The sequence below is a fragment of the Mycolicibacterium gadium genome (genome assembly GCF_010728925.1).
Lineage (GTDB): Bacteria > Actinomycetota > Actinomycetes > Mycobacteriales > Mycobacteriaceae > Mycobacterium > Mycobacterium gadium.
Map to the genome: position 1 here is coordinate 5,174,769 of NZ_AP022608.1, position 17,471 is coordinate 5,192,239.

A 17,471-nucleotide genomic window follows, 5' to 3' on the forward strand; every position below is an offset into this window, starting at 1 on the left:
CGGCTGCTCGCGCGTCAGAAGCTGTTGCAGGTGGCCGCGACGCCCAACAGGAGGCCGACGTACTGTGCGGCTGCCGGAAGGGTTTGCAGCCGCGAGAGCATTTTCTGGCGCTCGGTGGGGGGCGAGACGAGGTACTGCTGGACAATGGCGACGGTCGAGGGCGAGGCGGTCAACTGGCCCGCAGCGGCTGGGTTCTGAGCCGTGAGCGCCCCGATCACCTGCGGATACGTGCAGGTGGTGTTGAGGAGCGGGGCGAGATCCTGTGCCGACGCCGTTCCGGCGCCTGCGGCCATCGACAGCAGCAAACCGCCCGAGGCGACGAGAGTTGTTGCTTTCAAGCGCATGAGTTGACGCTAGCACGCATCACCCCAGCTCACCACGTCTCTTTCCGATCGAGGACGGCTATTCCCCTTGTGGCAGAACATCTCTGAGTAAACATTAAGAGAGCGGAATCGGGCGGTCAGAACATCATCTGGCGCAGCGCACGATCCGTCAGCGCCTCGGTTTCCTCGTCGATGCCGACGTGGGTGAGTTCGCTGCCGATCGTGAGCATCGAAATGCCGTGCAGCAGCGACCAAATGGGGCCTGCGGTCGCGCGCGGATCGCCGGCGGGCAGCAGTCCGGCCTGCTGACACCGCCTGATGGTGTCGAGTAGATCGTCGAAGGCGCGTATCCCGGCGGTGATCACCTCGGGGCTGCCGGTCTTGTCGAGTTCGGCACCGAACATCACCTGGTAGTAGTCGGGATGGGTGACGGCCCACCGCACGTACTCCCTCCCCGTCGCGAGTGCTTGCTCGGCGAGGTCGTCGTTGACCGCGACTACCGCGTCCAACGCCTCGTGCAGTTGTACGAACCCTTGCGTGGCCACGGCCGCCAGCAGCTGTGCCTTGTCGGCGAAGTGCCGATACGGCGCGGCAGCGCTGACGCCCGCGCGCCGGGCGACCTCGCGCAGCGTGAAACCCTTCGGGCCCTTCTCCTGAACCAACGCCAATGCCGCATCGGTCAGTGCGCGCTTGAGATCTCCGTGGTGGTAGGCGCCCCGCCTGGCGCGCGGGCCTGAATTTTCCGGATGAGGAATTTCCACTGGACGTGGCATGTTTACAACGCTAACATCAACCGATGTGAATACTGTTCACATTTGACGAGAGGGGCAGAATGTGACCGCCGCCCAGGAAGCCTCGCGGATGGTCGCCGAGGTGCGCGACGATCCCGCGGCGCGCATTCGGTTGGCTCGCGATACGTATGCGCTTCGCGGTGCGCGGCGGCCCTTCCGCGCGTACCGGCGCGCGGTGGTGGCGTTCATGCGGTGGCAGCAGTCGCGGGGTGTCCTCAATGCGTTGGACGCCGGGGTGCCGGGCAGCCCGTGGTGGCGCGCGGTCAACGAGGATCTGCTGCGCGACGCCCTCGAGGCGAAGCTTCTGGTCGAGCGTGAGGATGTCGTGGCGTCGCGACCGACGGTTGAGCGCTGGGCGGACTTCTTCCGGGCGCCGTCGGCGCGGTCCTGGTATCTGGCCCACAACGCGAGCGTCGTGGCCGGTTACCTCGCGCACGCGGAGCTCGCCGAGCGGGAAGGCCTGGCCGAGCGGTTCTTCATGAATGTGGTTTTGGTGCGGGTGCTGTATGCCCATGCTTTGGTGTTCGACGCGAACCTCGCGCTGGGTCGGTTCGCGCCCGTGGCGGCGCTCGTCGGCCATCCGCGGGCGCGCGGACCGCAGGCGCTGCTGTCGTTGAAAGATGTATTGCCCGTGAGCTACCCGATCGAGAACGTGACGATCGAGCAGATCATCGACAGCGAGAACAGCGTATTTCGGATGGTCGATGTCGGGGTGATCGCGCCGCGGGCCGAGGCGCTGTATGCGGCCTCGGCGCGCGTGCTGGGTGAGCCACGTCTGCTATCGCTGGTCGACGACGGGGGACCCGCCTACGCGTGGCCGGCCGAGCACCGGCATGTGTGGCGGCCCGTCCGGACACCGTGGCTGCACCGCGTGGTGGACGTTGTGACCCGTCCGCGTCGAGCCTCCCTCCGGGGTCAAGGTGCCCTCATGCCAACCTCGGAGCGACACAGTCGCCAGCACCCCACTTACCCTCGAGTCCCGTGCGCTGAGTCCCCTCCAGTCGCATAGGGTGCGGCAATGAAGGCAACGGTTCGCGTCGCGTCACTGGCGATGTGCCTGGGCCTCGTCATCGGCGCGTGCTCATCGCCGGAGTCGACGACGGCATCCGAGACTGCCACGCCAGAGAACCCGGCGCTCAAGCCCATCGATCCCGGGGCGTTCCAAGCGGCGGTCGAGAAGGCGGCCAAGGACCTCTACGTGCCGGGTGCGATGGTGGTTCTGCGGACCCCGCAGGGTGAATATCGAGCGGCGGTCGGCACGACCGAGCTCGGCGCGCAGCGGCCGCCCGCCGGTGGTACGCATTTCCGGATCGCGTCGAACACCAAGACGCTGACCGCGGCGCTCATCGTGCTGCTCGCCCAGGACGGCAAGCTGAAATTCACCGATCCCGTGTCGAAATACGTTCCGGACGTGCCCGACGGTGACAAGATCACGATCGCCGATCTGCTGAAGATGCGCAGCGGCCTCTACAACTACACCGAAGCACCCGAACTCGCCGAATCCCTCGAGTCCGATCCGGTGAAAGCCTGGACGCCGCGAGAGGCGTTGGCGATCGCGTTCGCCCATCCCCGGGAGTTCGCTCCGGGCGCGGAGTACATGTACGACAACACCAACTACGTGTTGCTGGGTGTCATCGCCGAGCAGGTCGGTGGGCGTCCGCTGGCCGAACAGTTCAAGAAACGGCTGCTCGGCCCGGTCGGCATCGGTCAGACGTCGCTTCCGGCGATCGACGACACGTCGATCCCGGCACCCTACTCACACGGCTACATGTACGGCGAGAGCAAGTACGCGTTGGCCGACATCCCGTACCCGGCAGAGATGCAAGCCGAAATGCGTTCCGGTGCACTCAAACCGATCGACTACACGTATCAGAATCCGTCGTACGCCACCGCCGCGGGCGGAGCCATCTCCACGGCCGACGACCTGGCGACGTGGATCAAGGCGCTGGTATCGGGCGAGGTGTTCAACGCCGACTATCAGCAGCAGTGGTTGGACAGCCTGCAAATCGAGGATCCGGGCTCACCCGGCGGGCAGATGTACGGATACGGAATCTCGTATCAGCGGTACAGCCCGACCGCGCAGATGTATTACCACGGCGGCGAGCTGCCGGGCTTCAACTCGTTCATGGGCCATGACCCGGACAACGATGTGACACTGGTCATTTGGACGAACCTCACGTTGTCACCCGATGGCGCCACGACTGCGAACGCGTTGCTGCCGAAGGTCCTCAACGAGGTCTATACCGGGATGAACTTCTAGACGATGCGGGCAGGTCACGAGGCAGCGGTAGGTCGGCTCCGTTTCGCCCGTGTGCCGACCGGCTGCAGCGCCTCCATGACCTGGGTCAGCCGCGGGTAGACGATGGCAGGGCCCAGCCATCGAGAGATGAAGCGGCGCAAGGCATAACCGTCACGCGCGGGCTCGCCGGGGTCGACGAGTATCGAGTGGAACGTGCGCAGCCCCAACTCGGCGAGCTCGTCGAGCGCCGCCTCGTCGTAGCCGTGCTTCTCCCAGTCGACGTCGCACCGGTGCAGCATCGAGCGGCTGAACGCCTTGGAGGTGTCGGACGTGAGCGAGACGGCCGAGCCGCTCTTGTTGCCGTTCCTGAGCAGATTCGCGAAGTGGGCATCTTCGGCGAGTCTCTCGACGGCGAAGGCGATGCCTTCGACCATCGCGGCAGCGGGCTCGGTCAATCCCCTGGTGTGTTCGAAGAGGCGGGATCACTGCATCGTTGTCATACAGAATGAGAAAAGCGTCTCGCTGCGCCAGCAGCACTGCGGGATGCGGACCGGGGAGCTATACCGCGGATCGAACGTGCTGGTGGCACCGAGCCGTGCGGGTCAGGCGCTCCAGCGCCGACGGGAGGTCGTCGACGAGCGGCAGTTCACCGTTGGGGTCACAGATCGAGAGCAGGCGTCGCACGGGGTGGCTGCCGACGAGGATCCAGTCGACGTCGTTGCGGGCGCAGTGGACGCTGATGTAGTAGATCGCCGTGAAAGCCTGGGTGCCCGCGAAGTCGACGGCCCGAAGGTCGAGCACCAGCTGGCGCGAAATCCCGGTGTGCTGTTCGACGAAGCGGCCGAGTTCGCGTCCGTTACCGGCGTCGATGTCGCCGATCACCGCGATGGCCAGGCGTGACGCGGCGAGCCGCCGCACCGCAAAGGTCGCTCTGCCGCATTGCCGGTGCTCATCTACCAAAGCAGGATCCGGCCGACCGATACGAACGGTCCCATTCCTCATTGCACAACCCCGAAATCGTTTTTGTAGAGGTGTCGCCGGAGAGCGTCCCGGAGTGAGTCCAGTACGCGGCGCCAGAACGGCGCTGCCGGCGGGCTGGGAACTCAACCAAAGTTGAGGATAGTACGGATTTCGTCGCCCGTCTGCAGCTTGAGAAAACTTCCAGTTTGGCTTGGCTGCAATACTTTTGGTCAGCTTGACTAAGTGTGATCTTGCGTGCATGTCAGTAACTGCACTTATGGACAACGGAAACCGTTGCACAATTGTGCAGCGTCACCTTGATCACCTGCTCTTATCGGGTCGTGCGACCGTTCGGCGATTAGCTGAACCGGCGACCTAGATGGCGTAATCGGGCAGTTCGATGTCGTCGCGCACGCTGCCGGAGAACAGCGTCGCCACTGGAGAGAAGTTCATGGTGCGGATGGCGACGTTGCGGAACCACAACCCGAAGCGGGTTCGCGTCGCGAAGAAGCCGACGAGCCGCTGGGCGCTGACCTGTTTGGACGAGATCAGCGGACGCAGCCGGCTCTCGTACGCGTCGAAGGCGCGGCGGTGGTCGCCGTCCGCGCGGACGAGTTCACCGGCGGCGACGTACGCCTCGGTCATCGCCAGCCCGGTGCCCTCGCCGCCGAGCAACGAGATGCATCCCGCGGCGTCGCCGATCAGCAGCACTCGGTCGCGCGACCAGCGGTCCATCCGGACCTGGCTCACCACGTCGAAGTAGAGATCCTCGACGTCATCGACCGCATCGAGTATTTGGGGGCACTCCCAGCCGAGGTGGCCGAACTCATTGCGCAGCCGCTGTTTCGGTGGGGTCTCGTCACCGCTGTCCTCGGAGCGGAACACGAACAGGAACATCGTGCGGTCGCCGCGCAGGGCAAAGCGGGCGATCTGGTGGCCGATGGTGTTGTAGGTGACGTACGTGAGGTCGTCGCGGGGGCGGTAGCCGTCGACCACGCATGCGGCGACCCGGCAGCCCAAATAGTGCAGGTAGTCACCCTCCGGTCCGAACTCCAGCCGCCGCACGGTCGAGTGCAGCCCGTCCGCGCCGACGACGAGGTCGAACTGTTCGGGCGGGGCGTGCTCGAAGCTCAGGCGGACGCCGTTGCCGAGTTGCTTGATCGCGCTGATGCTGTCGCCGTAACGGGCCTCGACTCGGCCGTCGATGGTGCGGTAGATCGCCGCAGCCAGATCGCCGCGGGGCAGGCTGATGAAATCGTCGTCGAGCATGCGACGGAAGATCTCGACGCCGAGTTCTGACTTGACCTTGCCGTCGCGGCCGACCGAGCGCAGACAGTTCACGTCATAGCCGAGCTCGCAGAGCTGCTCCTCGATGCCCATTCGCTCCGCAACGCGGTAGCCGACGCCCCAGAAGTCGATCATGTATCCGCCGGTGCGGAATCGCGGTGCCTGCTCGATCAAAACGGGCGTGTGGCCGGCCCGGTCCAACCAGTATGCGAGCGCTGTGCCCGCGACACCGGCCCCGCTGATGGCGACCCGCATCTGCGCTACACCGGTCTCGGTGGAAAGGCTGCCGCCTGTGCAATCGCGTCGCGGTAGACCTGGACCCGGCCGGGGATCGTCGACAGCACCGCGATGGTGTGGCCCTCGCGCCCGTAGGCCCCGGTGAAGTCCCAGCCGTCGGGTCGACCGTCGACGATGGTGAAGGCGTCGTAGCCGGTCGGCACCCCCAGCATCTGAAGCTTGACGTCGTACTGGTCGGACCAGAAGTACGGCAGGCCGTCGTAGGCATCCGCAGCGCCCAGCAGCGTCCGGGCCGCGGTTTCGCCCTGGCGTCCCGCGTGGTCCCAGTGCTCGATGCGGAGGTGGCGTTCGTAGCGCGGATGCCACCAGCGCGCGATGTCGCCCGCCGCGACGACGTTTTCGCACCCGTCGACCGCACCGGTCGCGTCGCACACCAAACCGTCGTCGACGCGCAGCCCTGACCCTTCGAGCCAGCCGGTGGCGGGGGTGACGCCCAACCCGACGATGACAAGGTCCGCGGCAACCCGCGAGCCGTCGCTCAGCGTGACGCCTTCCACCTTTCGTTCGCCGACGAACCCCTGCACGTCGACACCGACCCTGAGGTCGACCCCGTGCTGGGTGTGCAATTTCGCCCAGCACTCGGCCATCTCGGCGCCGAGCGCGGACTGCAGCAGACCATTCCCGCGTTCGATCAGCGTGACGTCGAGCCCGAGTGTCCGGCACGTCGCGGCGACCTCGGCGCCGATGAACCCGCCGCCGACCACCACGACCCGCGGCCGTGCCGCGAGTCGTTCGCGAATCGCGAGGCAGTCGTCGACGGTGCGCAGCAGCAGGACGCCGTCGGGCACCGACCCGCCCGGCCAGGCGCGCGGGGTGGCGCCGGTGGCAATGACGAGGCCGTCGTAGTGCAGCGACACCGGCGTGCCGTCGTCGTCGAGTTCAAGGGTGCGCGCCGACGTGTCGAGCTTGCGCGCCGACGCGCCACGCAGGACCCGCGCGTCGAAATCGAACTGCAGCGCAAGGTCGATGCCGGCCCGTTGGATCTGCCCGCTGAGGAGTTTCTTCGAAAGGGGCGGACGGTGGTAGGGCGCGTGGCGCTCGTCGCCGACGACGGTCAGCGCGCTGTCGTAGCCCTGCTGCCGTAGCGTTTCGGCGGCACGCATTCCTGCGAGCCCCGCGCCGACGACGACGATCTCGCGAAGGTCGGTGGGCATCGCGTCAGTCCTCCACCGTGATCGCCTGAGTGGGACATGACACTGCTGCGCCCTCGAGTTGATGGCGCAGGTCGTCGCTCGGGTGATCCTGCAGCACGTGCAGGCCGTCCTCCTGCACGTCGAACACCTCGTGGCAGATGCTCATGCAGACACCGTTTCCATCGCAGGTGTCGAGATCGACCATCACTTTCATTGTGCGCCAGCCCTTTCCGCCTCGGAGATCTGCTGACCGCTGGTCATCTCGGCACCCTGCGGTCGTTGCCGGGCGCCGGCCCGTTCGCGGGCGGCCTTCGCTGCGGGGGAGTACTCGAGATATTCGATGGCCTGCTCGGTGGAGGCCTCGTGGTCGGGGTGGTGACTGGGCCGCAAGTAGCGCAGCGGCGCGGACACCAGCAGGGTCCACGGTCCGGGTAGTAGGCCCTTGCGCGCGGCCCGCACCCAGTCGCGCCAGCGCCATTTCTGGTCGATGGTCGGGTCGGCGGCCATCAGGTACCGCGCGCCGGCGATCCACCAACCGATGAACAACGGCGTCGTCATCACCATCGAGACGGCTCTGATGACGTAGTTGCCGCTGACGTGTTGGTAGACGTCGTAGACCAACGAGCGGTGTTCGACCTCCTCGGCACCGTGCCAGCGCAGTAGGTCGAGCATCATCGGGTCGGTGCCGATCTCGTCGTGGGTGCGGTTCTGCAGCACCCACTGGCCGAGCATCGCGGTGAAGTGTTCGAGCGCAGCGACGTCAGCCAGTCGGCGATAGAGCCACCATTTGTGGAGTCGTGCCGGGAGCAGCTTGGGCGGGTCGCCGAGCGTGATGGACAGGGTGCGTCCGAGGCGGTCGGTGTAGGGCTTGGTGTCGATGCCTTGCTCGGCGAGATGGTCCAGCACGACCTGGTGTGCCCAGGCATGCCAGGACTCCTGCTGCACGAACGGTTTGATCGCCGACTCCAATTCGGGATCGTCGATGAGTGACGAGGCCTCGAGGACCGCCTTGATGAAGTGTCGTTCACCTTCGGGGAGCAGCAGGTGCAGCACGTTGATCATGTGCGTCGCGAACGGATCGTCGGGCACCCAGTGCAGCGGTGTCTGCGACCAGTCGAAGCGCACCATGCGGCGGTATTTCGGGTGCCCGTCGTGATGCAGTTGGACTTCTGGCATCGATTCCTCCCCGGGGTAGCGGCAGTGTCGGTGAAGGTTGACTACCCGGGGCGAATATTGGCTATACGTACCTCCGGTCAGCCCGCCTCCGGCCAGCCGGGCGACGCGGGCTCGGGGTCCGGCGGCGTGTCGAGCGTGGCCCCGATGTTCGCGTCACGCTCGGTGCGCCAATGGGGCAGCAGATCGGAGCATTGCGATGTGCGTCGGGCGCCATCGATCCACTCGTCGGAGGTGAATTCGCGGTTGATGTCCGTCCCCCAGGCGAAGTCGCTGGCGGCGGTGATGCGCCACGGCCCGAACACGTCCCCGGCGGGTGCGGGGTTGGGCCCGCGTTGATCGGTCACCATCGCGGGCGCATCGGCGGCAGGCGGAGTGTCGGTGAATTCGACTCGCCACACCTTCATGCCGTTGACGTCGTTGAGGCCCCGGTGATTCGCGGCGTATTTGACGACGGACACGTACTTTTCCCGCTCTTCGCCTTCGCGAAAAATCTTGTACAGACCGTCGCACACGTAGGCGCGGTAACCACGCTCGACCGGCGTGATCTCCAGAATGTGGAAGTACTCGTTTCCGTAGAACGGTGCGGGAGGACCGAATTGCTCGGCGCCGGGTACCGGTCGGATGGCCACTAACTGGGCGGGGGCATCTGAGTTCGGAGCCGGCAATTCCGGCACTGCCCGATCAAAGCCCGGGTAAGTGGCGCCGTTGTCGCCGGTGAGTTGCCCGATCCGATACGACTCCAGATACGCGCGCAACGGCACCGCCGGGCCCGACGCGAGGTCGATGCCCGGCTCGGCCGCCCATCGGAACCGGAAGTCGGCCAGACTCTGCGGCCAGTTCGCGAAGGTCGGCGCGGGCGGCTGCTCGGCGCGGCACCCCGTCAGCCCCACCACGGTCAACAGCAACACCGCGCAGCACCGCCCGATCAATTTCACGCTCGCTATCCTCCCGTGTGCCCCGTCGGCGTGGGCAGCGCGTCCCGGTAGGCGTCCTCGTAGTCCTCGATACCGATCTTCACCGTCGGGTTGATTCCCATGAAGTAATCCGTGAACGCGGAGCGGAAGTCGCCGAATTCGTCCTGCTTGATCGGCTTGAGTTGGTTGGTCTCGGGGTCGATCAGACCGAATTGCTGAAAGACGGACGGGTCGCCGAGGTTGGCGTCGATCAACCGCTGTGCCACGGCGTACTGCATCATTTCGGAACTCTGCTGGGCGATGTAGGTCGGGTCGGCGCCCGCGGGGGCGTCGCCGACGAAGATCTGGTGCAGCGGATCGCCAGGAATCTTGTCGCCCCACGCCAGGATCGTGCCGACGCCGGGGATCTCTCCGCCGATCGTCTTGGCGACGTCGAACCACATGCCGCGGCTTTCGTAAGCCAACACCTCCTGCTGGTCGCCGTAGGCGATGGCGTCGTTGTCGGCGATGTTGGCCGCGGAATCGATCACGCCACGCAACGTGCCCGCTGATTGCAGATCGCCGGTGTTGACCGTGCCGCCGTCGATGATGGACTGCTCGAAGTTGGCTTGGTACTGAAGTCCGTTGAGATAGGCCTGGCTGTTGAGGGTGGTGGCGGCGTCAGCATTGGTGTCGATCACGGCGAACAGATCGCGCATGATCGGCATCTCCGGGTTCTTCATGTCATCGAGCGGGAGGAAACCCTGGCTGTCGTCCAGGGAATTACCGAGCATGTCGTCGATGTAGGGCTTGTTGGCCTCCGCGAGTGCCTGGATGAGTTCGGGGTTGACCTGGCCGACCGATTGCCCGTCGGTGCCAGGGATGTCGAGCAGCTTCGGCGTGTTGTCGCCGCCGACATACGAGTCGACTGCGTGCATGATCTGCCCGGAGCGGATGGCCTGCTCCAGCTGGGTGGGATCGGTGAGGTCGGTCGGAACCGCGCCGCTTCCGTTGAGCAGCGTGCCTGCCGCGGCGCCGTCGTCCGCCCACTGATGGGTGAACAGGTCTTCGATGAACGCGGTATTGGGTGGCTGCCCACCGGTGCCGACGAGTTCGCCGTGCACGGCCATCTGGTCTCGTCCGGCGGCGTTGAGCATGTCCTGCACCGCCGGGTCGATGCGTTCCTGTGTCCATTCGACGTTTTCGGCCCACGGGTAATACGGCGGGTTGTGCGTGCCGTGCAGGACCTCTTCCGATTTGTCCAGCAGGGCCTTGTCCAGCGCCGTCCCATGCTGCAGGTTGGCGTCGCCCGCCGACACGATCGCCGCGACATCGCGATAGTTGTCCAATTCGGGGAACGGATGCTCGTAATCGGGCATCTCGATGGTCGGATTGCCCTGCTCGTTTGTGCCCTGAGTAGGCACGGCAATCCCACGCGTCGGACGCTCGAACGTCTCGCGGATACCCGACGGCAGGTTCGCCATGCCGCCTTGCGTCGGCACGCCCTCCGCGGGATCGCCTGCGGTGGTGATGTTTTCGTTGCCGAGCAGTTGCAGCGCGTCCGCGACGGCGCCGCCGTTCTGGCCGTTGGCGTTCATCTGGTCGATCATCGAGCGAATCTCGGCCGGGCTCTTGCCATCCAGCGACCGCGACAGGTTGTTGAGGTACTCCATCTGGCTGCTGGGCAGCACCAGGTCGCCGCGGACCAACGCCTCCTGCTGCTCAGGCGTCAGGGTGGTGTTCTCCTCGAGGCGCGCCATTTCCTCCGGTGTGAGTTGGCCGTCCTGCAGCGACTGTCCGTCGTTGGTGCCCTGCTCTCCGGGAAGCCCGGGGTCGCCGCCCGTCGCGGCGGTGAGCACCCGCGCCAGGTCGGCGTCGGCTTCCTCGGCGGCGGCCAGCACGGCCACCATCCGGTTCTCGACCTGTTCGATCTTCGCTCTCAGCTCCGCGATCTGTTCTTCGGTCCAGCCGGTGGTGTCCGGCGGTGTGACCGTGTTGGTGGCCAGGTCGATCTGGACGTGCGGCGCGGCGTTGGCGTAATCGAGCAGGCTTTGGAGATCGTTCTTGACCTTGCGGACGTCACCGGCGGCTTTCCCGGCGCCCATCGCGACGAGGAAGGCCTCCTTCTGCGACAGGGACAGGGTGGTGGCCGATTGGTTGATGGCCTGCTGCGCGGCCTCGCCGGCTTCGCCCTTCCACGTCCCGAACACCGAAAGGTTGCGCAGCGTTTCGGCGGCTTCGCCACTGGTGCGGGCACGTTGCGCCGCCGCCTGTGACACTTCGTCGATCTGCTCGGGTTGCCAATTCTGGACGTCGGCAAGCGTTATCCCCACGGATTACAGCCCCAGATCCCGACCCGCATTCTCGATTTCGGTGGACTGCTGGTTGTCGGTGCCGACGTAGCTCGCCGCCGCCGACTTGAAATCCTCGACGTGCGCGATGAGTTCGTTGTAGTGGCGGGTGGTGTCTGCTTCCCACTTGGTGGCGACCTTGGCGAGCGCGTCGCCGCTGTTCCCGATCCAGCCGGCCCGGGCGGTGCCGATGCGTTCCTGTGCGACGCCGTGGTCCGAACGCAGGCCGTCGGCGGCCACATCGACGTGATCGGCGGCCATCCGCACCTCGACCGGATCGACCTCCAGATTCTTGCCCATGTCGAACAACCCCACCCTCGAGATAGCAGCTTCCATGTTTGCTGAAACATTACCACTGGTCGGAGCACCCCCTGTGCGCCAATTTTCGGCCCACACGGTGCTGCTCGGTGTCGGCGCTGGTCACGGAGATCTGTATGGGTGCGGCTGCAGCAATTTTCGGCGATCCGATCCGCTGCGGTCCGTTTCGGCGCGCGGTTTGCGCACGTTCCTTGCATTCATCTATGGCAGGGTGGGTTTGCTGGCTCGCCGTTGCGTGCGCGGGCATGTTTCGAACGCATGTGCGATGGTAATTCTGCGGCCATGACCAACGACACTCAGCAAGCCCCGATGGAGAACGCCGAGAAGGACACCTCCGAGTGGGTGACCGGCGACGAGCCCATGACCGGCCCGCAGCGCAGTTACCTCGGTACCCTGGCCCAGGAAGCGGGACGCGATGTCCCCGACGACCTGACCAAGGCGCAGGCTTCCGAGCTCATCGACGAGTTGCAGCAGCAGACCGGGCGGTCGGGGAGCTCGTAGCACTTTCTCGAGCTGCCGACCTCCGCGAACGCCGTTAGGGTTACATCCTCCCGACGGAAGTGGTGCGCGATGGCTGAGATGCCTGAGTGGCGACGATCAACAGCGGACGCGACGGACGAGGCACCGACGATCGAACTCAAGCGCGACGTCGGTGCCAACCTCGAAGTGGCCGTCACGTCGCCCACCATGCTCGAGTTCCAGATCGCCATCGCCGATCATCCCGGTGCCCGCGTGACCGAGTCGCTCACCTTCACCTGCAACGGCAAGCCCGTCACCCCCGACGAGGTCATCGGCAAGCACGGCACGCGGATTCACCGCTTTGCCGCGCCCGAGGGCACCGTCACCGCCGATTACACGGCGACGGTCTACGGGCAGGCCGACCCCGCGCCGGTGCACGATATCGACCTGATCACGTATCTGCGGCCAAGCCGCTACGCCGAGGCCGACAAGTTCTTCGGTTTCGCAGCAACGGAATTCGCGGAGTATGCCGACTCGGAGACCCTGCTGGAGAAGGTGTCGTCGTGGGTGGGCACCAGGCTGAACTACGTTCCGGGATCCAGCGACCCGATCGACGGCGCGGCCGACACGGTGTTGGCGGGCGAGGGCGTGTGCCGCGACTACGCCCATCTGGTGGTCGCACTGCTGCGCGCCGTGAACGTGCCCGCTCGGTTGGTCGCGGTGTACGCCCCCGGTTGTGAGCCGATGGATTTCCATGCGGTCGCCGAGGCGTACGTGGAGGGAGTCTGGCGCGTCGTCGATGCGACGTGCCTGTCTCCGCGGCAGTCCATGGTGCGCATCGCCACCGGACGCGACGCCGCCGACACCGCTTTTCTCGACAACCACAAGGGCGCGATCACGTTGAAGAACATGGAGGTGACGGCCGTCGTCGACGGACCGCTGCCCCAGGACTCCGTGCACGACCTCGTCTCGCTGCACTGACGCTCCCGGGAATGCGATCTGGCGGGACGCGGTTTGGCCGTATATGGCCAAGATGAGCAGCGATGACCGCGAGAAGTTCCTGTCCGATCTGCACGTCGGGGTGATCGCGGTGGAACGTAAAGACCGTGCCCCGCTGAGTGTCCCGATCTGGTACGGGTATGAGCCCGGCGGCGACGTGCTGCTGTGGACCGAGTCCGACTCACTCAAGCATCGGCTGATCCGCGATGCCGGCCGGTTCTCGATCACCGCCCAGGATGAGCAGCCGCCGTACAAGTACGTCACCGCCGAGGGTGACGTCACCGACATCAGCCCCGCGACCGACGCCGATGCGCGCCCGATCGCCGTCCGTTATCTCGGCGAGGAGGCGGGCAACCAGTTCACCGACGCGAACCTGACCCCGACCTCGGTGCTCATCCGGATGCGGCCGCAGCGGTGGCTAAGTGTCGATTACTCAGAGGAATGAGTCGGACGTGCGCGATGGCCCCCATGACGAAGCATCGCCGCGACTGCCGCAATGACGACGAGCACGGTGGCCACGACGGCCGTCACGGATAGGAACGTACTGCCTCGGCCGGCAGCACCGATCGCGATCGCCACCAGCGCCCACACCACTCCGGCCGCGTAGCCGGGGGTGCCGCGCAGCATCGTCGTCAGGATCAGCGCGCAGACACCCGCGATGGCCAGGACGACGAACTGCCACCAGGCGGTCGATGCTGAGACACCGCTCTGGATAAGCGCTGCAGCGACATTCGCGAACACCGCGATGCTGCTCCAGCCGAGGTACAGCCCGAATGTCACGGTGGCCAGGAGCGCGACCCAGGACGGGCAGGTCAGGTCATGGCGCCGCCGCACCAGCAGTCGCATGATGTGGATAAGCGCCGACACCATCACCGCGAACACCACGACGCTGACCCATAGCCAGTCCTGCGCGGCCACGAGGAGCCAGACGCTGAATCCGATGAACGCCACGCTGGCGTCGACGAGCACGCTCGTCTCCCACCACGAGCCAAGGCCGTAGCGCAGGACGGCCAACGCCGTCGCCGCGCTCAACACGGTGATCAGTCCCCACAGGCTGAAGGCGTATCCGGAGGGCGTGATGAGTGCCTGGTTCGTGGCTCCCGATTTCAGGAAGTCGGGAGCCACCGCACTCGCGATCACCGGGGCGGCGAGCTGAGTGAGCGCCAAGAGCGCGGCGATCCACCGCCATGATCGCACCGACGGTGCCCTGCTGTTGGCCTGTGCAGTGGTCAACTGGTTTCCTCTCATGCGCTTCACCAGGTATTCGGAGCCGGACGCTTCGCGGATGCCAATCGGCACAAATATGGGGCGTCAATGGCGCACAATCACCGAGACGACGATGCCTGCGCGCTGAAGGAAATCTCATGAAACGACAATCGGCTGCAGTTCTGGGGGTGGTCGCAGCGGTAATGGGGGGTGGGATTGCCCCGACGGTCTCGGCGCAGCCGGGCGCTTACAACCCCGTCGCCCAGTACCTCCGCACCGCCGGAAACGTGCGCTGCGTGGTCACCGCGGAGGCGGCCGCGTGCGAAAACCCCGGGGGATTCGCTGGGGCTCCGCTCAACAGTCGCGTCGCATCAGTGGACGCCGCCGGGAAGGTCACTTGGGCCGAAGGTGGTATCGGTCCGACCTCCGGCCAGGAGATAGCGATGGTCAACGGCAACCCGTACCGGTTCCACGGCTGGGCCCTGCTGTTGACGACCGAAGGGACGCGTCTGACGAACGTCAAGAGCGTCCACGGAATGAACATCTCCATCGACGGAACGACCGTCACGCCGTACTGATCGCTCGCCGGTCGGAATCAGACCACGCAGCGAAACCCGATGTGTGACGTGGCGGTGTCCTGCGATTGCGACGACCGCGCCGCCGCACGGTAGCGGTGGCAGTACTCGGGCGCGCACAGGTGTGAGCCGCCTTTGAGGGTCTGCATCACCGCGGGGTCGGCCGAGAGCATCGGAGTGCAGCAGGATTTGGCGGGCCGGCCGGGGCGGTGCCGCGGTTGGTAGTGGGTGGTCGTCCATTCCCAGACGTTGCCGATCATGTCAACGAGTCCGAACGGGTTGGCGGCGAACGTGCCGACGGGCGAGGTGCCGGTCCAGCCGTCGGCGCCGTCGTTGCGGTAGGGGAAGCGGCCCTGCCAGGTGTTGGCCATCAATTCGTCGCCCGGTCGCGCGGCGTCGCCCCAGGGGTACACCGACGTCGACCCCGCCCGCGCCGCGTACTCCCATTCGATTTCGGTGGGTAGCCGCCGCTCGGCCCACTGCGCGTAGGCGTTGGCGTCGGGGTAGGCGATCTGGACCACAGGATGCTCGTCGAGGTCCTCGATCGACGACTCCGGTCCGCGGGGGTGCCGCCAGCACGCGCCGGGCATCCACGTCCACCACAACCGCCAGTTGCGCAGGTCGACAGGACCGGCGGTCGGCTGGAACACCAACGCTCCCGGTGCCCGATCCTCCGGCGGTACGTCGGGGAATTGGGTTGGATCCAAGGGCTTTTCGGCGATCGTGACGTAACCGGTGTCGTCGACGAACTGGGCGAATTGGGCGTTGGTCACCGGGTGGCGCTCGATCGCGAATCCGTCGACGGTGGCGGTGTGGGCAGGCGCCTCTTCGGGATAGAAGTCATTCGAGCCCATGCGGAACGAGCCTCCGGGCACGTCGATCAGTTCGGTCAGCACCGTCTCGGGCGTCACGATTTGGCGGCGGGCTTGATGAGCCAGAGCGCCAGAATGATCGCCACGACCGGCCCGATGGCCATCATCAGACTCAGCGTGTGAATCGCGTCGATCGCATTGTGCGGCGCTTGTTCCACCACCAGTCGCGCCTGCTCGGGATTGACGAGGTGAGCCTGCTGGCCGCCATGCGCCGTCACCAACGCTTCGCGCGTCTCCGCACGGCTGATGCCGGATTTGGACAAGTCGTGCACGCTGTCGGTCAGGAAGAGGTTGATTCCGATGAGCGCGAACAGGGCTGGGCCGAGTGAGTATCCGCCCTCGTTGACCGCGCTCTTGACAGCCGATACCGCGCCGCCGAGATCGTCGGGCGCGCTACTCATCATGATCGTCGCCTGCGGGGTGGTGACCAGTGCACCGCCGACGACGATCAGCGCTGCGGTGACGAAAACGACTGTGCGCCCGGTGTTCAGGTCGAACAACCTCAGCACGAGCAGGCCGGCCAGCATGGTGAGAAGGCCGGTGATCATGACCGCGCGGGGACCGATGCTTCTGATCACCGGACCGGCCGCGGTGGCGGCCACTGCGGCCATCGCGGTGGCGGGGATGAGTAGGAAGCCGAACAGCTCGTGGGATTCCTTGCGAATCGTCACGAGGTAGAAGGCCAGCAGCACCATGGACCCGCCGAGCACGATGTTGAACATGACTCCGGCCGTTACCGCCGCGTTGAACCGACCGGAGCGGAATACCCGCATGTCGAGCGCCGGGTCGGGGGTGCGCAGTTCTCGAATCACGAACCCCACGCCCGCCACGACACCGAGTGCGACGGAGGCGAGACCGGTCAGGTCGATGCCGGTCTCCATTCGGGACGTACCGAAGATGAGGCCCAGCAGCGCGAGGGCGAACAGTCACAGGCCGGGCAGGTCGAGGCGGCGGGTGGCACGCAGCGTTTCGGGCACGAATCGCCATGTGATCGCCAGTCCGAGGATCGCGATGATCGGCACCACGAGAAAGCATGCGCGCCAGCCGATGGCGTGTCCGAGTGCACCACTGATCGCGGGCATCGGCGTGGCGATGGCGTAGCCCACACCGAAGTAGGCCGCGATGGCCGCGGCCCGCTTTCCCGGCGGAAACACCGCATTGGTGAGCGCAAGCGACAACCCGATCAGGAACGCGAACGCCACGCCGACGCCGGCGCGAGCAACTATCAGAACCGCTGCCACCGGCGCGGCGGCGGCGAGCGCGCTGAACACGATCACGCCCGACAGGCCCAGCAGGTACATGCGGCGCATGCCGTAGAGATCGCCGAGGGCGCCGGCGCTCAGCACGGTGGCGGCCATGGTCAGCGTGGCCAGGCTGGCGACGAACGTGGACGTGGTGCCCGTGATGTGCAGGCCAGCGGAAACAACCTGCAGGTTGGCAGACAGCGTGGTGGGGTCGCCGATGGCGATGCCGTAACCGATGCCCATGGCGGCCACCGTCATCACGGCGGCTAGCCCCGACGCGTGGCGATCGCCTGTTTCAGCGGGGGAATCGGTGGACACCGAGTGGATGCTACTGGCCGCACGCTCACC

The 17,471-nt window shown here is 66.1% G+C and carries 21 protein-coding genes; 6 read left to right on the forward strand and 15 right to left on the reverse strand.

The window, feature by feature from the left end:
- Nucleotides 1–14: 14 nt before the first annotated feature.
- Together G6N36_RS25650 and G6N36_RS25655 are read right to left on the reverse strand one after the other, a co-directional pair.
- Nucleotides 15–344, reverse strand: coding sequence for a hemophore-related protein (locus tag G6N36_RS25650; protein ID WP_163689542.1), 330 nt, complete (start codon nucleotides 342–344; stop codon nucleotides 15–17).
- 116 nt (nucleotides 345–460) lie between these two features.
- Nucleotides 461–1,096: a TetR/AcrR family transcriptional regulator gene (locus G6N36_RS25655; RefSeq protein ID WP_163689543.1), complete on the reverse strand. Its 636-nt coding sequence runs from the start codon at nucleotides 1,094–1,096 to the stop codon at nucleotides 461–463.
- A gap of 61 nt (nucleotides 1,097–1,157) precedes the next feature.
- Between G6N36_RS25655 and G6N36_RS25660 the strand changes: the two genes are divergently transcribed.
- Together G6N36_RS25660 and G6N36_RS25665 are read left to right on the forward strand one after the other, a co-directional pair.
- Nucleotides 1,158–2,123: a hypothetical protein gene (locus G6N36_RS25660; protein ID WP_235690171.1), complete on the forward strand. Its 966-nt coding sequence runs from the start codon at nucleotides 1,158–1,160 to the stop codon at nucleotides 2,121–2,123.
- Nucleotides 2,124–2,132: 9 nt separating this feature from the next.
- Nucleotides 2,133–3,374: a serine hydrolase domain-containing protein gene (locus G6N36_RS25665; RefSeq protein ID WP_163689544.1), complete on the forward strand. Its 1,242-nt coding sequence runs from the start codon at nucleotides 2,133–2,135 to the stop codon at nucleotides 3,372–3,374.
- A gap of 14 nt (nucleotides 3,375–3,388) precedes the next feature.
- Here G6N36_RS25665 and G6N36_RS25670 read toward each other — a convergent pair whose 3' ends face one another.
- From G6N36_RS25670 to G6N36_RS25710, 9 genes are all read right to left on the reverse strand, one after another.
- A complete protein-coding gene (locus tag G6N36_RS25670; protein ID WP_235690172.1) occupies nucleotides 3,389–3,808 on the reverse strand; it encodes a hypothetical protein in 420 nt (139 codons plus the stop codon).
- 103 nt (nucleotides 3,809–3,911) lie between these two features.
- Entirely contained in the window at nucleotides 3,912–4,355 is a 444-nt protein-coding gene (locus G6N36_RS25675) for an STAS domain-containing protein (protein ID WP_163689545.1), read from the reverse strand.
- Between the two features lie 333 nt (nucleotides 4,356–4,688).
- On the reverse strand, nucleotides 4,689–5,855 hold the full coding sequence (locus tag G6N36_RS25680; RefSeq protein WP_163689546.1) for an FAD-binding domain: 1,167 nt from the start codon (nucleotides 5,853–5,855) through the stop codon (nucleotides 4,689–4,691).
- Between the two features lie 5 nt (nucleotides 5,856–5,860).
- Nucleotides 5,861–7,051: an NAD(P)/FAD-dependent oxidoreductase gene (locus G6N36_RS25685; RefSeq protein WP_163689547.1), complete on the reverse strand. Its 1,191-nt coding sequence runs from the start codon at nucleotides 7,049–7,051 to the stop codon at nucleotides 5,861–5,863.
- A gap of 4 nt (nucleotides 7,052–7,055) precedes the next feature.
- Nucleotides 7,056–7,235 carry a ferredoxin gene (locus tag G6N36_RS25690; protein WP_235690173.1) on the reverse strand — a complete coding sequence of 60 codons (180 nt, stop codon included), beginning with the start codon at nucleotides 7,233–7,235 and terminating at the stop codon, nucleotides 7,056–7,058.
- A gap of 5 nt (nucleotides 7,236–7,240) precedes the next feature.
- A complete protein-coding gene (locus tag G6N36_RS25695) occupies nucleotides 7,241–8,206 on the reverse strand; it encodes a metal-dependent hydrolase (protein WP_163689549.1) in 966 nt (321 codons plus the stop codon).
- Nucleotides 8,207–8,283: 77 nt separating this feature from the next.
- Nucleotides 8,284–9,141 carry a hypothetical protein gene (locus G6N36_RS25700; RefSeq protein ID WP_163689550.1) on the reverse strand — a complete coding sequence of 286 codons (858 nt, stop codon included), beginning with the start codon at nucleotides 9,139–9,141 and terminating at the stop codon, nucleotides 8,284–8,286.
- 5 nt (nucleotides 9,142–9,146) lie between these two features.
- A complete protein-coding gene (locus G6N36_RS25705; protein WP_163689551.1) occupies nucleotides 9,147–11,432 on the reverse strand; it encodes a TPR repeat domain-containing protein in 2,286 nt (761 codons plus the stop codon).
- A gap of 3 nt (nucleotides 11,433–11,435) precedes the next feature.
- Nucleotides 11,436–11,786, reverse strand: coding sequence for a WXG100 family type VII secretion target (locus tag G6N36_RS25710; protein WP_163689552.1), 351 nt, complete (start codon nucleotides 11,784–11,786; stop codon nucleotides 11,436–11,438).
- Nucleotides 11,787–12,050: 264 nt separating this feature from the next.
- On the opposite strand from G6N36_RS25710, the gene G6N36_RS25715 reads away from it, so the two are divergent.
- From G6N36_RS25715 to G6N36_RS25725, 3 genes are all read left to right on the forward strand, one after another.
- Entirely contained in the window at nucleotides 12,051–12,269 is a 219-nt protein-coding gene (locus G6N36_RS25715) for a DUF3072 domain-containing protein (RefSeq protein WP_163689553.1), read from the forward strand.
- Between the two features lie 78 nt (nucleotides 12,270–12,347).
- The gene (locus tag G6N36_RS25720) at nucleotides 12,348–13,208 is read left to right on the forward strand and encodes a transglutaminase-like domain-containing protein (protein ID WP_163690907.1); all 861 of its coding nucleotides are present in this window, start codon (nucleotides 12,348–12,350) and stop codon (nucleotides 13,206–13,208) included.
- A gap of 43 nt (nucleotides 13,209–13,251) precedes the next feature.
- Complete coding sequence (locus G6N36_RS25725; protein ID WP_179964870.1) at nucleotides 13,252–13,671, forward strand: pyridoxamine 5'-phosphate oxidase family protein; 420 nt, start codon at nucleotides 13,252–13,254, stop codon at nucleotides 13,669–13,671.
- Here the strand turns inward: G6N36_RS25725 and G6N36_RS25730 are convergent.
- Nucleotides 13,656–14,459 (reverse strand): TspO-related membrane protein, encoded by an 804-nt coding sequence (locus G6N36_RS25730; RefSeq protein ID WP_235690174.1) that lies wholly within the window; start codon nucleotides 14,457–14,459, stop codon nucleotides 13,656–13,658. The genes G6N36_RS25725 and G6N36_RS25730 overlap by 16 nt on opposite strands.
- Before the next feature lie 131 nt (nucleotides 14,460–14,590).
- Between G6N36_RS25730 and G6N36_RS25735 the strand changes: the two genes are divergently transcribed.
- Entirely contained in the window at nucleotides 14,591–15,010 is a 420-nt protein-coding gene (locus tag G6N36_RS25735; RefSeq protein ID WP_163689556.1) for a hypothetical protein, read from the forward strand.
- A gap of 17 nt (nucleotides 15,011–15,027) precedes the next feature.
- On the opposite strand, the gene G6N36_RS25740 is transcribed toward G6N36_RS25735, so the two are convergent.
- The 3 genes from G6N36_RS25740 to G6N36_RS29990 are packed head-to-tail and all read right to left on the reverse strand — an operon-like array spanning nucleotide 15,028 to nucleotide 17,441.
- Nucleotides 15,028–15,903 (reverse strand): formylglycine-generating enzyme family protein, encoded by an 876-nt coding sequence (locus G6N36_RS25740; protein ID WP_163690908.1) that lies wholly within the window; start codon nucleotides 15,901–15,903, stop codon nucleotides 15,028–15,030.
- Nucleotides 15,904–15,914: 11 nt separating this feature from the next.
- Nucleotides 15,915–16,760: an MFS transporter gene (locus G6N36_RS29985; RefSeq protein WP_235690175.1), complete on the reverse strand. Its 846-nt coding sequence runs from the start codon at nucleotides 16,758–16,760 to the stop codon at nucleotides 15,915–15,917.
- A 45-nt stretch (nucleotides 16,761–16,805) separates the two neighbouring features.
- The gene (locus tag G6N36_RS29990; RefSeq protein WP_235690176.1) at nucleotides 16,806–17,441 is read right to left on the reverse strand and encodes an MFS transporter; all 636 of its coding nucleotides are present in this window, start codon (nucleotides 17,439–17,441) and stop codon (nucleotides 16,806–16,808) included.
- Between the last annotated feature and the right edge of the window lie 30 nt (nucleotides 17,442–17,471).

What these genes read in the sequence shown, in the direction of transcription:
- G6N36_RS25695 (WP_163689549.1), bottom strand. Translation starts at nt 8,206, where the DNA reads ATGCCAGAAGTCCAACTGCATCACGACGGGCACCCGAAATACCGCCGC.
- G6N36_RS25680 (WP_163689546.1), bottom strand. Translation starts at nt 5,855, where the DNA reads ATGCGGGTCGCCATCAGCGGGGCCGGTGTCGCGGGCACAGCGCTCGCA.
- G6N36_RS25715 (WP_163689553.1), top strand. Translation starts at nt 12,051, where the DNA reads ATGACCAACGACACTCAGCAAGCCCCGATGGAGAACGCCGAGAAGGAC.
- G6N36_RS25725 (WP_179964870.1), top strand. Translation starts at nt 13,252, where the DNA reads ATGGCCAAGATGAGCAGCGATGACCGCGAGAAGTTCCTGTCCGATCTG.
- G6N36_RS25655 (WP_163689543.1), bottom strand. Translation starts at nt 1,096, where the DNA reads ATGCCACGTCCAGTGGAAATTCCTCATCCGGAAAATTCAGGCCCGCGC.
- G6N36_RS25720 (WP_163690907.1), top strand. Translation starts at nt 12,348, where the DNA reads ATGCCTGAGTGGCGACGATCAACAGCGGACGCGACGGACGAGGCACCG.
- G6N36_RS25665 (WP_163689544.1), top strand. Translation starts at nt 2,133, where the DNA reads ATGAAGGCAACGGTTCGCGTCGCGTCACTGGCGATGTGCCTGGGCCTC.
- G6N36_RS25675 (WP_163689545.1), bottom strand. Translation starts at nt 4,355, where the DNA reads ATGAGGAATGGGACCGTTCGTATCGGTCGGCCGGATCCTGCTTTGGTA.
- G6N36_RS25735 (WP_163689556.1), top strand. Translation starts at nt 14,591, where the DNA reads ATGAAACGACAATCGGCTGCAGTTCTGGGGGTGGTCGCAGCGGTAATG.
- G6N36_RS25650 (WP_163689542.1), bottom strand. Translation starts at nt 344, where the DNA reads ATGCGCTTGAAAGCAACAACTCTCGTCGCCTCGGGCGGTTTGCTGCTG.
- G6N36_RS25690 (WP_235690173.1), bottom strand. Translation starts at nt 7,235, where the DNA reads ATGGTCGATCTCGACACCTGCGATGGAAACGGTGTCTGCATGAGCATC.
- G6N36_RS29985 (WP_235690175.1), bottom strand. Translation starts at nt 16,760, where the DNA reads ATGGAGACCGGCATCGACCTGACCGGTCTCGCCTCCGTCGCACTCGGT.
- G6N36_RS25685 (WP_163689547.1), bottom strand. Translation starts at nt 7,051, where the DNA reads ATGCCCACCGACCTTCGCGAGATCGTCGTCGTCGGCGCGGGGCTCGCA.
- G6N36_RS25710 (WP_163689552.1), bottom strand. Translation starts at nt 11,786, where the DNA reads ATGGAAGCTGCTATCTCGAGGGTGGGGTTGTTCGACATGGGCAAGAAT.